The organism is Tritonibacter mobilis F1926, from assembly GCF_000376545.2.
Lineage (GTDB): Bacteria > Pseudomonadota > Alphaproteobacteria > Rhodobacterales > Rhodobacteraceae > Epibacterium > Epibacterium mobile.
Window position 1 is genome coordinate 478,873 of sequence record NZ_CP015230.1, and the last position, 16,050, is coordinate 494,922.

Here is a 16,050-nt window from a genome sequence, read left to right on the forward strand (position 1 = left end):
GCCTTTGGAGGTGTCGCATATATTGAGACAATAAAGCTGACCTATCTGTGGCATGCTGCCCTCGCATTGGGCGGCTGCGACGCTATGGGCCCTTGTTTTCTTGCCTTGCCTTGTGTCGCGGGGTCAATGGCGCTAACAGGCGCTCAAAACAAGCTTCCCGAATTTACAGGTTTTGGTGTCATGACACGCGGCGTACTGGGCCTTCTGGCCAAGAATATCTCTCCTCCCAATCTTTCCATCATGCAGGATGAGGGCTTTACCGTGGCCCGTGTGCGCACCGAGCTGTTGTCGGGGCTGACGGTCGCACTGGCGCTGGTGCCGGAGGCTGTAGCCTTTGCCTTTGTCGCGGGCGTGCACCCGCTGGTGGGGCTTTACGCAGCCTTTCTGGTGGGGCTGATTACGGCGCTGATCGGGGGGCGTCCGGGTATGATTTCCGGCGCGACTGGCGCGCTGGCGGTGGTGATGGTTGCCTTGGTTGCAGACCACGGCGTCGAATATCTCTTTGCGACTGTGGTTCTCATGGGCATCCTGCAGGTGATTGCGGGGGTGATGCATTGGGGGAAGTTCATCCGACTGGTGCCGCATCCGGTGATGCTGGGGTTTGTGAATGGCCTGGCCATCGTGATTTTCCTTGCGCAGCTGACGCAGTTTAAACAGCCGGGTAGCAACGGCGAACAATGGCTCGCAGGGCCACAGCTTTTGATGATGCTGGGGCTGGTGGTGCTGACGATGGTGATCATCTGGGGTATGCCCAAGCTCACCAAGGTGATCCCGGCACCGCTCGCGGGGATTGGGATTACGGCGATTATCGTGATTGCATTTGGTCTGGATGTGCCGCGGGTTGGGGATATGGCCTCGATTGAGGGGGGCTTGCCGATGTTCCACATCCCGATGGTGCCACTCGATTGGGCGACCCTGCAGATCATCCTGCCCTATGCGGTGATCTTGGCAGCGATTGGCCTCATTGAGAGCCTATTGACCCTGAACCTTGTGGGGGAGATCACCGGCAAACGCGGCGGTGCGAGCCAGGAATGTATCGCGCAAGGGACATCTAACATTGTCACCGGCTTTTTTGGCGGCATGGGTGGTTGCGCCATGATTGGTCAGTCGATGATCAATGTGAACTCTGGCGGGCGAACCCGGATTGCGGCGATTGCGGCCGCCCTGTTTCTGTTGCTGTTCATCGTTGCGGCTTCCCCGCTGATTGAGCAGATTCCGTTGGCGGCCCTTGTGGGGGTGATGTTCATGGTGGTGATCGGCACCTTCGCGTGGAACAGCTTTAAGATCATGACCAAGGTGCCGCTCACCGATGCCTTCGTCATTGTGCTGGTGACTGTGGTGACAGTCATGACCGACCTTGCGATTGCCGTGGTGGTTGGGGTCATTGTCTCGGCCTTGGCCTATGCGTGGAACAACGCCCGCCGCATTCATGCGATCACCCGCGACAGTGTCAGCGAGCAAGGGGCCAAGGTCTATGAGATCCAAGGCCCGCTGTTCTTTGGCTCTACGGACGGCTTTATCGAGCTGTTTGATATCGAGAACGACCCGGATGTGGTGATCGTTGATTTTGCCGCCTCGCGCGTGGTGGATCAGTCGGCGTTGCAGGCGATCGAGGCTTTGGCCGGAAAATATGCGGCGGCGGGCAAAGCGTTGCAGCTGCGCCATTTGAGCCGCGATTGTCACCAGTTGCTCTCGAAGGCGGGTCATCTGATGGTCGATAGCGACGATGACCCTGAATATGGTCTGGCGGTGGATTACTCGGTGAAAACCGGCATTCTGGGCGGTCACTGAGATCTGACAGGCAAGTTAGCAAAGCGGTCGCGGTCCCAAATGGGACCGCGGCTTATTTGTTTTAAAAAGGAGGTTGCGCGCCAAAGCGGCAGATCAGTCGGGCGCGAGCGCTTCGAGCATGTCGAGATCGCCAGATGTAATGGCGGGCTCTGCGCGCAGGATCAGCTCTGCTGGCCAGTCCCACCATTTGAGCGCCAAAAGACGGGCAATCTGCGGCTTAGGGAACCTGTGGCGGGCAATGGTGGCCGGATTGCCGGTCATAATTGCATAAGGGGGGACTGTGCCACGCACCACAGCACCTGCGCCGATAATGGCCCCATCACCGATGCGGGCACCGGGCAGGATCAACGCGCTGTAGCCGATCCAGACATCATTGCCGATCACTGTGTCGCGGGTGTCGGGTTGAAACCCGGCCATCTGCGCGGGATCAAACACCGGAAACGGATAGCAGCTGAGGCCCTCTTGTGCATGGTTGGCCGAGGCGGTGATGAATTTCACCCCATGGGCAATCTGGCAGAACCGGCCGATTTTCAGCTGCTCGCGCGCGCCTGCAAAAAGATAGGGCGCAAGACGGCTGCCCCAGTCCCGTGGCGGATCAAAATCCGATGCATAGGTGTAGTCGCCGACGATGAAGTTCGGGTTCTCTACCGCGCGCGCCAGCTGCACCGTGCCTGCATGTGGAGAGCCATCGGGCAGGATGATCGGGTGGCGCATCTTGGGGTCCGGGAGCGGCATCTCAGTCGTCCGGACGCGTCAGCGCGAACAGATCACTGACCTTGGCATAATCGCGATACCCAAGGCGCGAGAGTGGCTGGTACTTGGTCACGTCAAAGATCCCGTCCACAAGGCAATCATCGCGCAAATGCACGCCAACCACCTCGCCAAAGGCCACTTTGTTGGCCTCGCCGGGCAGGCCGATGATCTGGGTGAGCTTGCACTCCAGTGCAGCGGGCACGCCTGCGACACGGGCGCAGTTGATCGTCTCGCATGCAACCGCCTCAAGCCCCGCATGGGCAAACTCGTCGACGCCCTTATCAAGTGCTGCAGAGGATTTGTTCATCTGATCGCGCATGGCGTATTCAACGATATTGACGCAAAAGACGCCGGTCTCGCGGATATTGGCCATGGAATCCTTGGTGCCATCCTGATCCGCCTTGGTCGAGGTGGAGGCAAACATCACCTGCGGCGGCACATAAGCAACGGCATTAAAAAAGGAATAGGGCGCGAGATTGTTGACGCCTGCGCTGGAGCGCGTGGAGATCCAGCCGATGGGGCGGGGGGTCACGACGGCGTTAAACGGGTTATGGGGCAGGCCGTGGCCATCCTCGGGGCGGTAGAACATTCTATGTCTCCAAGTGTTTGCCCCAGACTTACGCCCGTGCTAGGGCGAAATCCACCCCCGCGTCGAGTTGGCCCTGTGGTCGCAAAGCGCAGCAGACGGAGCCTGAGACACGTGATCACAATCGCGCCGGAGATGCCGGAGGATTCCTGGGAGGTGGAAGCCCTCTATGACCTGTGCTTTGCGCCGGGACGGACGGCTTTGTCCTCTTATCGTCTGCGCGACAATGTCGCCCCGGTGCGTGCTCTCAGTCAGGTGGCACGCGACAGTGATGGCATTTTGGCAGGTGCGATCCGGTTTTGGCCCGTTCATGTCGGTGACAGCGACGCGCTTTTGTTGGGGCCGGTGGCAGTTCACCCGACACGGCAAGGCGAGGGCATCGGTGCCTCATTGATCCGCGACAGCCTGTGGAAGGCGGAGCACAGCCATTGGCAACGTGTGATCCTTGTGGGGGATGCCCCTTATTATCAGCGCTTTGGCTTCGTGCGGCTTGAGGGCGTGGAGATGCCACCGCCGACCAACCCCGAACGTATTCTGGGCCTGAACCTGAGCCCAAATGCATGGCAGGGGGTGCAGGGGCGCGTGGCGCGCTGGAACGGTGCGGCGCAGGGGTAACACTCAAGGCCCGGATGCGATGCCCAGACCTTGAAACCATGGACGTGGCTTCTGATCTCTTATGGCAGGCGCAGCAGGGATGAGGTCAGACATGGGCGAACTGCCGGGTGAAATTCTGGAGAGCAGCGAGCGCAGCCTGACGGTGCGCGATGTCGAAGCAGAATTGGATGCGATTGCCGCTCGCTACCGGGCGGCGGGGCATTTTGGCATGCGGTTGTTGAATGCGCTGGGCGGTCAGGGAGAAGACCTGATGCGCCGTATGCCGAGGCCCGTGCGCAGCGCGATTGAGGGCGCGGTTTTGCAGGCGTTGCATCTCTCTGTTCGGGGGGCGGCGCTTAGCCGTCGCGTGCTGCCCGATCAGCCGGCACAGACCAATCGCTGGGTCAGTACCACCATGGGCATGGTGGGTGGCGCGGCCGGGTTGCCGGGCGCATTGGTGGAATTGCCTGCAACAACGACCTTTTTGATGCGCAGCATTCAGGGTGTCGCGCAGGAGTATGGCTTTGATCCCAATGCCAAAAGCGTGCGTTTTGATGCGGTCGAGGTTTTTGCCGCTGCGGGGCCTATGGCGCATGATGATGGGGCGGACACGGGGTTCCTGACCTTGCGATTGGGGCTGTCTGGCGCAGGATTGTCGCAATTGATCGCAGCCGTAGCCCCGCGCTTGGCAGTGGCGCTTGGCCCAAAGCTCGCCGCGCAGATGGTGCCCGTTCTGGGGGCTGTGGCGGGCGGTAGCGTCAACTATGTCTACTCGGGCTATTATCAGGAAATGGCGCATGTGCATTTTGCGCTGCGTCGCCTCGCACTCGAGGCCGATACGCCCTATCCGCAGATGGTGGAACGCCTGCAACAGCGGCTTTTGAGCTGAGAGCGTATACTGAGCGACGCGGTATCGTGATCATACCCGCCGACCGGCGTCAAAACGCCCATACCTATTGCTCCTCTGGATTGCACGGTGAAGAGGGGTAAAAGGAATGTTAACCATTTTTTCGCAATCTTGAGGCGCGTGTTATTTGGTCGGCCCGTGTTTGGGCCGCAATTTTAAAGAGTAAAAAGGCAGGAGACCCATGTCAGAGGTCTTGGAAGCAGTCAGGCCGCAAGGCGAGCAGCAGGCCCTGCACCAGCAGGTCGGGGCACTGTGTTATCGGATCACCGCCAAAGGGCGGGTCAAAGTGTTGCTTGTCACATCTCGGCGGACACGGCGCTGGATCATCCCAAAAGGCTGGCCGATGGCGGGGAAATCAGCGGCTCAGGCGGCTGGTGTCGAGGCATGGGAAGAGGCGGGCGTCACAGGAGAGACGCTGGACATGCCAATCGGTCGGTTTACCTATGATAAGGTGCGAGAGGCCGCACCAAATTTGCGCTGCCGGGTGGATGTGTTTGCCCTGAAGGTGTACAAGCTCGCAGACCGTTTTCCTGAACGCGAAGACCGCTTGCGGGTGTGGATGTCGTTGAGCCGCGCAGCGAAACAAGTGGCCGAGCCAGAATTGGCGGCCTTGCTGCGTTCATTCTCGCCAAAGGGCCTGTAATGACAGGGCGGGTGGTTCCAGGCACGGCCACCCTTGCAAACTTCGCCCAGCCGTATTTAATCGTCGCCTCTGAGCACGAGACAAAAAATGATACGTTATGCACTGAAATGCGCTGAAGGACATGGCTTTGAAAGCTGGTTCCAATCGGCAGAGGCCTACGAGAAGCTTTTAGGCACGGGCATGGTTGCCTGTACCCATTGTGGATCTACTAAGGTGGAAAAGGCTCTGATGGCGCCTAGAGTGCGCCCCGGTCGCAAAGCGGCCTCCGCACCCGCGTCAGAAACTTCATCTGACACTGTGCCAGCTGCACCGAAACAGGTCGCGCCGGCCCCGACATCGCTTTCGACACCATCGAATGAATTGGAAGCGGCGATTTCTGCGCTCAAAAAACAGGTCGAGGCGAATTCAGACTATGTCGGCAAGGATTTCGTGAAACAGGCGCGCGAGATGCATCTGGGTGATGCGCCCACGCGCTCGATCCATGGCGAGGCAAAGCCGGAAGAGGCCAAAGCGCTGATCGAAGAAGGCGTGCCGGTTTTGCCCTTGCCCTTTGCGCCCACACGCAAGACCAACTAAGGCAGACCTATCTTGCGACTCGCTGGGACCGGTTGCGGATAGGAGCAGGCAGAGCAGACAGGAAGGAGACCGCCAATGCATGTGGTGGTGACAGGCAGCAGCCGCGGTATCGGACGCGAGCTGAAAACACGGCTGACTGAGCGTGGCGACCGGGTGACGGGCACCTCGCGCGATCATTCCTCGGGCACGCGGCTTGATGTAAGTGATCCGGGCCAGCAAGCGCGCTTTGCGGCGCAGATCAAAGGCGACCCGGTTGATCTGCTGATTTGCAATGCAGGCGTCTACCTCGATAAATCCATGGCGCTGAAGGACTATACCGCTGAGGTTTGGGCGAAGTCTCTGGCGGTGAATGTGACCGGTGTGTTCCTAACCGTGCAGGCGATGCTGCCAAACCTGAAACTCGCTGAGGCCCCGAAGATCGCGATTATCTCCTCGCAGATGGCTAGCCATGCCCGCGCGCCGGGGGGATCTTATGCCTATCGCGCCTCTAAGGCGGCAGCGCTCAATATCGGGCGCAATCTCGCAACCGACCTCAAACCCGAAGGTATCGCGGTTGGGATCTATCATCCTGGCTGGGTACGCACCGATATGGGGGGGCAGGACGGTGATATCTCGGTGCAGGAATGCGCCTTGGGACTGATTAACGAATTTGACGTTCTGTCGCTCGACACCACGGGGTGTTTCCACACTTGGGACGGTCAGGTCCACGCCTACTGAGGATGCGGTCATGCGGGGTCTTTGCGATCAAGGCAAAACCCGCTATGTGCGGGGCGAACCCCCTCTGATCCACCACCACCGGCCCAATGATCCGGGCCGGGAAACGGGATGACCGCATCATGATTGCCAGTAAACGCATCGTTCTTTCCAGTGATCACGCCGCCATCGAGCTGCGTCAAACCATCGTCAAACATATCGAGGCACGCGGCTATAGCGTGACCGATCTTGGCCCCACCACGCCGGAGAGCACCCATTACCCCAAACACGGTGAGGCCGCCGCGCGTCACGTGACGGCAGGTGAAAGCGACTTGGGCATTTTACTGTGCGGCACTGGTCAGGGCATCATGATGGCCGCCAACAAGGTCAAAGGCATCCGCTGTGGTGTCTGCTCTGATACATTCTCCGCCCAGATGATCCGCGCCCATAATGACGCCAATATGCTGTCGATCGGTGCGCGTGTTGTGGGCGAAGGGCTGGCGCTGGAAATCGTTGATGCTTTCCTCAACACTGAATTTGAGGGCGGTCGTCACGGCACCCGTGTCGATATGATTTCCGCAATCGAAGGCTGATGACAGGATCAGACCCGGGTCACGTGCACGTGTGATCCGGCCTTAAAACAAAGGCTCCCGAAGTGATCTTCGGGAGCCTTTTGATGTTCGGGGCATGGGAGGTCTTAGTCCCAGCAGCTGACCAGCGTCGTAAGGCCGGTGGCCTCTTTTTGCAGCAGCGACAATGGCATCTCGCCAGTGGTGGAGGCTTCTGTTGCGGGCAGGCCGACGCCCGCTTTTTCAAGGGCCATACGGATCACCTCACCTTTGAGCGCAAACCGCACGCCTTCGGGCAATGTCGGGCCATCGGTCACAACGGGCAACAGCATGCCATGCACCGTGCCGTCCTTGTCCAAAAGCGGACCACCGGCATCACCAGGCTGAGCGGCGAGTTCCAGACGGGCCAGATAGTCCTCACCCTGCAAGCCCTTGAGGTCACTGAGCGCGCCCCAAGTGAGGCTCGGCGCGCCGAGGACACCGCCGTAGGAGTAGCCAGAAACCGCAAGCGCGCTGCGCAGGCGTGGCGCGGTGGAGGCAAGCGGTGCGGTTGCCATTGGCGCAAGTGCTTCGGTCGGTTTCAGCACTGCAATACCCGCCTCGCTATCGCTCAGCAGCACTTCGGCGGTTACGTCGCGATCCACGGTGATGCTGCCGCAGCTGTTCACCACATCTGCGGTGGTCACTACCACACCGTCGCCCGACACAAAGAAGCCCGAGCGCGACAGGCGCGGTTTGCGGATTTCCAGACCCGAGACCAGATCAATGGATTGTGCATCATCCATGCCTGCAGCCGGGTCGAGCACATTATCCAGACGGGTAAAGCTCTCTTGCATGGCAGCCAGTACACGGGTGCGGCGCGCCTCATCCCCTGTGGGCCACACAAGGGTAAAGCCTTTGATCTCCCCATCAATCAGGCGTGCCTCTGCATATGTGACCACCTTGCTGTCGCGCCCTTCGAGGGTGAAGCGGTCGCCGGTGCGTTCGCGCGGACCTTCGAGCGGCATGATCGCCAGCGTCTGCATGATGTCATAAAGACCATAGAGCGTGCGGCGGTCGCCGGGCTGCGAAATCAGAAGCACACGCGCACCAAGATCGCCAGAGGACTCAAAATGCGCAAAAGGCGGCTCGTAGCGGCTGAAGGCCACTTCGTTCAACGGCAGATCCAGCGAGATGCCTGCGGCTTCGTCGGTATATGACGCCATGCCGGTGGAAATCAGCGGTGCGTTGTATTCGTCCATAAGCGCTTTGCGTTGGCCGGTGGTCAAAACACCGGTGGCCTCATAGCCGCGTGCCACTTGCCAATCAGACATAGACGCGCGGGTGCCACGACCAAAAGCGCCATCGATGCCAGAGTTGTAAAACCCGGCCGCTTTCAGCGCGATTTGCAGGTCCATGCGTTCTTCGCGGGTGAGGGCGCGTTCGCTTTGGCGCGCCTGAGCCGGGGTTTCATCGGCCACTGCGACATCTGGGGTGACGTCGGAAGCGGCATCCTCCGCGGGGGCGGCCTCAACTTCGGAACCCGCCAGCGGCACCGGGGCCGTTCCTTCCGACTCGGCTCCTACAGGATAAAAGCGAGTGCGCAGGTTGCTTGTGAAGGTGATGAAACTGTCACGCGGGATCTGGCCCTCAGCGCGGTAGACACGCAGCACTTGTTCGGCGTCGGGGCGTGCATAGGGGCCGATGACGATGCCATACCAGCCCCCGCCAAGCGCATATCCTGACACATCGGGAAGGCGGGCGGCGAAATCACGTGCCTCTTCCTGCGCTTCGCTCAGCGACGGGCGGGCGGCGACCTGAATCCAGACGCCTCCGGCATTGGATTGCTGCGCCTGTGAGACGCCCGGAAGCGCCGCAAAGCACAGGATCAATGCCCACAACACCGAGGCAAATAGGTTCTTCATTGCTAATCCTCTGTACGAAGAAACGGATTTTGTTCGCCGCGCAGGTAACCATTTTGTGTGCCAAAAGGAAACGGCGAGAATCCGCACATCTGCGTGTTATATGCATCTGTTTCTCATCTTCGACACTTCGACGTGAATTTTCCCCCTGTCTGCGGTCTCGCTGGGGTTTGCAACGCACGGGGCCGTTGACCCCGCCGGGGGGCTTGCATAGGAAGACGGTCGAACATTGCACCGTCTGTGTGGGCTTCCGGTGGCTCTCATGAGGCGGGCGCGCCGATGCCCTAGAGGGGAAGAGACATGACCCAGACCACAGCCCCGCGTTCGTTTCAGGAGATCATCCTGCGTTTGCAGACCTATTGGGCCTCCAAGGGCTGCGCCATCCTGCAGCCCTACGATATGGAAGTGGGCGCGGGCACCTTTCACCCGGCAACCACGCTGCGCTCGCTTGGCTCCAACGCATGGGCCGCAGCCTACGTGCAGCCCTCGCGCCGCCCCACGGACGGGCGCTACGGTGAAAACCCGAACCGCTTGCAGCATTACTACCAGTATCAGGTGCTGATCAAACCCAGCCCGCCGGACTTGCAGGAGCTCTATCTCGGTTCACTGGAGGCCATCGGCGTCGATATGGAACTGCACGACATCCGCTTTGTCGAGGACGACTGGGAAAGCCCGACTCTGGGCGCCTGGGGGTTGGGCTGGGAGGTCTGGTGCGACGGTATGGAAGTCAGCCAGTTCACCTATTTCCAGCAGGTCGGCGGCCATGACTGCCACCCGGTCTCGGGCGAGCTGACCTACGGTCTGGAACGTCTGGCGATGTATATCCTCGGCATTGATCACGTGATGGACATGCCCTTCAACGATCCGCAATCGCCACAACCGCTGAGCTATGGCGATATCTTCAAGCAGACTGAAGAAGAATACGCGCGCTGGAACTTTGACGTGGCCAATACCGAGGTGCTCTTGCGTCATTTCGAGGAAGCCGAGGCCGAATGTGCCGCAATCCTCGCCCAGGAGCATATGGACCCCAAGACCGGCAAGCGCATCATCATGGCGCATCCGGCCTATGACCAGTGCATCAAGGCTTCGCATATCTTTAACCTCTTGGATGCGCGCGGTGTGATCTCTGTGACCGAGCGTCAGGCCTACATCGGGCGCGTGCGCACGCTTGCAAAACAATGTGCCGATGCCTTTGTGTTGACCGAGGCGGGCGGGCATACCGGCGAGACCGCGGGCGAAACAGCGGCCTGAGCGGCGTAAGGGAGCATCTGATATGACCGGTAAAATCCTGTCGATCATTCTCATCGTCTCTGGCCTTGTGGCAGGGATCGCGATGTACTACCTACAGGTCTACGGCTTTTATGACGACGTCGTTGAAAAGCCGGGGCAGGATGTCGTGTTGCTGCCGATCGGAGGCGAGACGCCGGAACCCATCGCCTATGGAAACTTTCAGGCAATTGATGCCGATAGCTCTCCGATCCGCTATCGCGCCTGTTTCACCACGCCGCTGAAACCGGCGGAGGTGGCGCAGCTCTATCAGCTGTCTGACGCGCGTGAGCCGCGTAATGCGCCAAACTGGTTTGATTGCTTTGACGCTAATACCATCGGGCAGGCATTGCATGACGGTCAGGCGATGGCGTTTATCTCTGAAAAGAATATCGAATTTGGTGTCGACCGTATCGTGGCCATCACTGAAGATGGCCGGGGTTACGTCTGGCACGAACTGAACAACTGTGGCGAAAAGGCCTATGACGGCACCATTGTGGGCGAGGAATGCCCCAAACGGCCGCAAACCAACTGACGGGCGCAGGCGCGTCTGTTGCCACATCCCTTATTGCCGTGAACGCACGGCAGATCCGAACCGTTGAGGACTCGTAATGGCTGATCTTCTGATCGAACTTTTCTCCGAGGAAATCCCCGCCCGTATGCAGGCGCGCGCAGGCGAAGATTTGAAGAAGCGGATGACCGACGGTCTGGTCGAGGCGGGTCTGACCTATGCCGGCGCACATGCGCTGACCACGCCGCGCCGCCTGACGCTGGCGATCGAGGATCTGCTGGAGCATTCCCCCACCGTGCGCGAAGAGCGCAAGGGCCCCAAGGTGGGCGCACCCGAAAAGGCCATTGAGGGCTTTTTGCGCGGTGCGGGGCTCAGCCGCGATCAGCTTGAGGAACGCGACACCCCCAAGGGAGCGGTCTATTTTGCAATCATCGAGAAACCGGGTCGCCCGGCGGCAGAGATCATCGCCGAAGTGTTGGAAGACACCATTCGCAACTTCCCATGGCCCAAATCCATGCGCTGGGGTGCTGGGTCTTTGCGCTGGGTGCGGCCTCTGCATTCGATCCTGTGCGTGTTGACGCGCGAAGACGGCAGCGAGGTGGTCCCGCTGGATATCGACGGTATCACATCCGGCGACGCAACGTGGGGTCATCGCTTCATGGCGCCCGCGCGGATTTCTGTCACCAGCTTTGAGGACTACGCCGCCAAGCTGAAACGCGCCTTTGTGGTGCTCGACCCCAAGGAGCGGGAGGCGGCGATCTGGCAGGATGCCACCAATCAGGCCTTTGCGTCGGGCCTTGAAGTGGTGGACGACAAGGGTCTTCTGGCCGAGGTTGCGGGTCTGGTGGAATGGCCGGTGGTGCTGATGGGCTCGATTGATGCGGAGTTCCTCGACCTGCCGCCGGAGGTGCTGCAGACCTCGATGAAGGAACACCAGAAGTTTTTCTCGGTAAAGAACCCCAAGACGGGGCGGATCGAGAAGTTCATCACCGTGGCCAACCGCGAAACCGCCGACAATGGCGCCACCATTCTGGCGGGCAACCAAAAGGTGCTGAGCGCGCGTCTGGCGGATGCGAAGTTCTTCTGGGAGAACGACCTGCGTTCGATTGCCGAGCCTGCTAAAAACCAATTTGTTCCCGATGCCCTTTTTGAAGGTGCCGAAAATAACGCCTTTGTCGCTCGAAAGGGCTTTCAGAATTGGATCGCGGCTCTGGAGAATGTGACCTTCCACAACAAGCTCGGCACCCAAGCCGCGCGCATCGACCGGATCGCGGCGCTGGCGCGCGAAATCGCCCCCGTCGTGGGCGCGGATGCGGATCTGGCGGAACAGGCGGCGAAGGTCGCCAAGGCGGATCTCAGCTCCGAGATGGTCTATGAGTTCCCTGAACTGCAAGGCCTGATGGGGCGCTATTACGCCGAGGCCGCCGGGCTGCCGCAAGAAGTGGCCAATGCCTGTCAGCTGCATTACTCGCCCTTGGGCCCCAGCGATGAGGTGCCGACAGAGCCAGTGTCGGTTGCCGTGGCGCTGGCCGACAAGATCGACACGCTCACGGGGTTCTGGGCGATTGATGAAAAGCCCACCGGGTCCAAAGACCCCTATGCGCTGCGTCGTGCCGCACTTGGTGTGATCCGGCTGGTGCTGGAGAATGACGTACGGTTTGTCCTTTCTTCGGTGATTGGCAACGCGGTTTTTTCACATGACTTGACGCTTCGCTTCTCCAATGCAACTTCTAAGCAAGTTCCCTTGAAGGACGTTCAGGTGGGCAAGTTAGATCGGGCGACGGCCGCTGAGCTTTACATTCAGGCGATGGGGACATCAGACACGGAAGCTGCGGCAGATGAAGTCGTGTCTAAGGCGAACGACCTCCTATCCTTCTTCCACGACCGTCTAAAAGTCTTCCTACGCGATCAGGGTATTCGTCACGATGTGATCGACGCCTGTATTGCGATGGAGGGCAATGACGACCTGACGCTTCTGGTGAAACGTGCCCGCGCGTTGGAGGCATTCATGTCGTCGGAGGATGGCGAGAACCTGCTGCAAGGGTTCAAGCGCGCCAACAATATCCTGTCACAGGCCGAGGAAAAAGACGGGGTCGAGTATTCCTACGGGGCCGACAAGAAGTTCATCGAGGATGCGGCAGAGGCCGCCCTGTTTGATGCGCTTGCCGCAAACGAGGGGGCGATCTCCTCGGCCATCGAGGCCGAGGATTTCGCGGCCGCCATGGGCGGCATGGCCGCATTGCGCGCGCCGGTGGATGCCTTCTTTGAGGCGGTGCAGGTCAATTCCGACAATCAGGTGGTGCGCCGCAATCGGCTGAACCTGCTGAGCCAGATCCGCAAGGTTTGCGGTCAAGTGGCTGATCTGAGCCGCATCGAGGGCTGATCCTTCGCGCCAACTCGCGTGATCAACGGCCCTCGCTATTTTTAGTGAGGGCCGTTTTTGTTGTAGCTTCTGCATGCTTTTCCTTGCGGGAGTGATTGCGCGCATTATGCTCGGGATCAGGGAGGATCGCTGCATTGCAGAAACACACAGGGGACGAACCGATGGATACTACCCCGAAGGCCACTTTGATCACGGCCACCGCGCCGATTGCCAATCAGACGCATGGCGGGCGGGCGAAATGTTTGCAGCGGCTGGTGCGGTTGAACCTGCCGGTGCCGCAGACTGTGGCGCTGTCCTTTGATGCGGTGCATGAGATCGCCGAAGGCTATATGGTCGACGTGCAGGCGATCCTTGCGGATCTGCGTCCCGATGCGCTGCTGTGTGTGCGCCCATCCTCGGAAGATCCCGACTGGGGTGGCCCCGGTGCGGTGCTGAACATTGGCATGAATGATGCGCGGTTCGTGGATCTGAGCGACACGCTTGGCGCGGATGCGGCGGCGGCGCTTTATTTGCGGTTTGTGCAGTCCTATGCGGTGCATGTGGCGCGGCTGGACCCGGATGTGTTCGAGGACGTCGAGGATGGCGGCCCCGATGCGCTGAGCGAGATGTTGCAGGCCTATGAGGCTGAGGCCGAAGAGCCGTTCCCCCAAGATCCGGGCGAACAGCTGGCGGCGGTGCTGAGGTCGATGGCGCGCGCGTGGGAGGGCACTTCGGCACGGCTGTTGCGGGCGGCCAAGGGCGCGCCTGAGGATGCCGGGCTTGGGCTGGTGGTGCAGGAAATGGTGCCGGGGCTGGGGCAGGGCGAATGCGGCTCTGGCGTGCTGCAGCTTGTGAACTCTCAAACCGGATTGCCACAGATCACGGGCCGGTATCTGAGCCAAAGTCAGGGGCGGGATGCGCTGGGGGTCGATGCGGAAGCGATCTATCTGGAGCAGGACGAACGCGGTCCTTCGCTTGAAGAGTTGGCGCCCGAAGCCTTTGCGGAGCTAAAGGCCCATGCGGCCCTGATGCGGGTCAAGCTGCGGGCGGAGATGCAGGTGGAGTTCGTGATCGAGAATGGCCGCGTGCATATTCTGGATGGGGTGCGGGTGACGCGCTCGGCTCAGGCTGCGGTGCGGATTGCGGTGCGGCTGGCCGAAGACGGGATTATCCCACCGGAGGAGGCGGTGATGCGGGTGGACGCGCATTCACTCAATGAATTGTTGCACCGTCAGGTGGACCCGGACGCAAAACGCGATGTGATCGGCAGCGGGATCGCCGCAAGCCCCGGTGCTGCCACGGGCCGGCTGGTGTTCACCGCGACAGAGGCGCAGGCCAGCAAATCGCGCGGCGAGCCGTGCATTCTGGCGCGGCGTGAAACCTCGCCGGAGGATGTGCGTGGCATGCATGCAGCGGCCGGTGTTCTCACGGAAAAAGGCGGCATGACCAGCCATGCGGCGGTGATCGGGCGCGGGCTTGGGCTGCCTTGTATCGTGGGGGCCTCCAGCCTGAGATTTGATAGTCGACGCAAGCAGTTAACCGCGCCGGATGGGCGGATTTTCAAATCCGGAGAGACGATCACTGTGGATGGAACCTCGGGTCAGGTTTTGGCGGGAGAGCCAAAAATGACCGAGGCGGCGGAAGACGATGCGCTTACGACTCTGATGGGGTGGGCCGATGCGGCGCGTGACATCGAGATCCGGGCCAATGCTGACACGCCCGCGGATGCGCAAACCGCGCGCAATTTCAATGCGCAAGGGATTGGGCTCTGTCGGACAGAGCATATGTTCTTTGATCCCGGCCGTCTGACAGTGATGCGGGAGATGATCTTTGCCGAGACCTCATCGGGCCGGGCTGCGGTGCTGGCGCGCCTGTTGCCGATGCAGCGGAAGGATTTCCGCGAGCTGTTTCGGATCATGGAAGGGATGCCAGTTTGCATTCGCCTGTTTGACCCACCTCTGCATGAGTTTTTGCCGACCACCACCGCCGGTCAGCGCGAGCTTTCCGAGGCCTTGGGCCTTCCGGTCAGCGATGTGACCCGCCGGGTGGAGGAAATGGGTGAGTACAACCCTATGCTGGGGCTGCGCGGTGTGCGGCTTGGGGTGACGGTGCCCGAGATCTACGACATGCAGGCGCGTGCGATTTTTGAGGCCACGCTGGAAGCCTCACGCGATGGGGCACCGGTGGTGCCGGAAATCATGATCCCGCTGGTGTCGGCCAAGCGTGAGGTGGAATTGGTGAAGGCCCGGATTGATGCGGTCGCCTCAGCAGTGAAATCCGAGCGCGGGGCAGATTTCACCTATCGTCTGGGCGTCATGGTCGAAACCCCAAGAGCGGCGCTGCGCGCTGATGAGATTGCTGTTCACACCGCCTTCCTGAGCTTTGGCACCAACGATCTCACGCAGATGACCTATGGTCTGTCCCGCGATGATGCGGGGCGGTTCATGTCGGCCTATGTGCAGCAGGGTGTCTTTGCAGAAGATCCGTTCCACGTGCTTGATGTGGATGGTGTCGGAGAGCTGTTGCAACTCGGTGTACAGCGGGGACGGATGGCAAAGCCTGAAATCACCCTCTCGATCTGTGGTGAGCACGGTGGCAACCCCGAATCAATCGCGTTCTGCCGCGAGGCGGGCTTTGATTACGTGTCCTGCTCCCCCTTTCGAGTGCCCGTTGCACGGCTTGCGGCGGCGCAATTGGCGATCGCCGATAAAACCGGCCGAATAGCGCCGACATACATAAAAAATTAACGAATTCAGGGTTCTTCGGCGGCAAAAGAGACATCGCCGCATCGATGTAAGCCTTGGGGCATAACGGGTATACGTCCGCTTGGGTGGACGTTTTGATACATTTCCGTTACCCGAAGCCGTCGCTTGCGGTCGGAATGCCGCTGCAGGCAGT

Annotated in this window: 14 protein-coding genes; 11 read left to right on the forward strand and 3 right to left on the reverse strand. The window is 60.3% G+C overall.

Going from position 1 to position 16,050, the window contains the following annotated elements; genetic code table 11:
* The first annotated feature begins 180 nt into the window (after positions 1 to 180).
* Positions 181 to 1,791 (forward strand): SulP family inorganic anion transporter, encoded by a 1,611-nt coding sequence (locus tag K529_RS02265; RefSeq protein ID WP_005626221.1) that lies wholly within the window; start codon positions 181 to 183, stop codon positions 1,789 to 1,791.
* Between the two features lie 93 nt (positions 1,792 to 1,884).
* Here K529_RS02265 and K529_RS02270 read toward each other — a convergent pair whose 3' ends face one another.
* Positions 1,885 to 2,526: a CatB-related O-acetyltransferase gene (locus K529_RS02270; protein WP_005626219.1), complete on the reverse strand. Its 642-nt coding sequence runs from the start codon at positions 2,524 to 2,526 to the stop codon at positions 1,885 to 1,887.
* Between the two features lies 1 nt (position 2,527).
* Positions 2,528 to 3,133, reverse strand: a complete 606-nt coding sequence (locus K529_RS02275) for a flavin reductase family protein (protein WP_005626217.1) — start codon at positions 3,131 to 3,133, stop codon at positions 2,528 to 2,530.
* A gap of 111 nt (positions 3,134 to 3,244) precedes the next feature.
* Between K529_RS02275 and K529_RS02280 the strand changes: the two genes are divergently transcribed.
* The 6 genes from K529_RS02280 to rpiB all read left to right on the forward strand — a co-directional run bounded on the left by K529_RS02280 (position 3,245) and on the right by rpiB (position 7,136).
* Positions 3,245 to 3,745 carry a GNAT family N-acetyltransferase gene (locus tag K529_RS02280; protein WP_005626214.1) on the forward strand — a complete coding sequence of 167 codons (501 nt, stop codon included), beginning with the start codon at positions 3,245 to 3,247 and terminating at the stop codon, positions 3,743 to 3,745.
* Between the two features lie 91 nt (positions 3,746 to 3,836).
* On the forward strand, positions 3,837 to 4,613 hold the full coding sequence (locus tag K529_RS02285) for an EcsC family protein (RefSeq protein WP_005626211.1): 777 nt from the start codon (positions 3,837 to 3,839) through the stop codon (positions 4,611 to 4,613).
* Positions 4,614 to 4,812: 199 nt separating this feature from the next.
* Positions 4,813 to 5,274, forward strand: a complete 462-nt coding sequence (locus tag K529_RS02290) for an NUDIX hydrolase (RefSeq protein ID WP_005626208.1) — start codon at positions 4,813 to 4,815, stop codon at positions 5,272 to 5,274.
* A gap of 87 nt (positions 5,275 to 5,361) precedes the next feature.
* On the forward strand, positions 5,362 to 5,850 hold the full coding sequence (locus tag K529_RS02295) for a DUF1178 family protein (protein WP_005626205.1): 489 nt from the start codon (positions 5,362 to 5,364) through the stop codon (positions 5,848 to 5,850).
* Between the two features lie 75 nt (positions 5,851 to 5,925).
* Complete coding sequence (locus K529_RS02300) at positions 5,926 to 6,567, forward strand: SDR family NAD(P)-dependent oxidoreductase (protein WP_005626202.1); 642 nt, start codon at positions 5,926 to 5,928, stop codon at positions 6,565 to 6,567.
* A gap of 119 nt (positions 6,568 to 6,686) precedes the next feature.
* Entirely contained in the window at positions 6,687 to 7,136 is a 450-nt protein-coding gene (gene rpiB / locus K529_RS02305; RefSeq protein ID WP_005626198.1) for a ribose 5-phosphate isomerase B, read from the forward strand.
* Positions 7,137 to 7,240: 104 nt separating this feature from the next.
* Here rpiB and K529_RS02310 read toward each other — a convergent pair whose 3' ends face one another.
* A complete protein-coding gene (locus K529_RS02310) occupies positions 7,241 to 9,016 on the reverse strand; it encodes a trypsin-like peptidase domain-containing protein (protein ID WP_005626195.1) in 1,776 nt (591 codons plus the stop codon).
* 297 nt (positions 9,017 to 9,313) lie between these two features.
* Here K529_RS02310 and K529_RS02315 point away from each other — a divergent pair, with 297 nt between their 5' ends.
* The 4 genes from K529_RS02315 (at position 9,314) to K529_RS02330 (ending at position 15,899) form a co-directional block, all read left to right on the forward strand.
* Positions 9,314 to 10,264, forward strand: coding sequence for a glycine--tRNA ligase subunit alpha (locus K529_RS02315; RefSeq protein WP_005626192.1), 951 nt, complete (start codon positions 9,314 to 9,316; stop codon positions 10,262 to 10,264).
* Between the two features lie 22 nt (positions 10,265 to 10,286).
* Positions 10,287 to 10,814, forward strand: coding sequence for a DUF6446 family protein (locus tag K529_RS02320; RefSeq protein ID WP_005626189.1), 528 nt, complete (start codon positions 10,287 to 10,289; stop codon positions 10,812 to 10,814).
* A gap of 76 nt (positions 10,815 to 10,890) precedes the next feature.
* Positions 10,891 to 13,173, forward strand: a complete 2,283-nt coding sequence (gene glyS / locus K529_RS02325; RefSeq protein ID WP_005626186.1) for a glycine--tRNA ligase subunit beta — start codon at positions 10,891 to 10,893, stop codon at positions 13,171 to 13,173.
* Positions 13,174 to 13,334: 161 nt separating this feature from the next.
* Entirely contained in the window at positions 13,335 to 15,899 is a 2,565-nt protein-coding gene (locus tag K529_RS02330) for a putative PEP-binding protein (RefSeq protein WP_046002492.1), read from the forward strand.
* Positions 15,900 to 16,050: the final 151 nt, after the last annotated feature.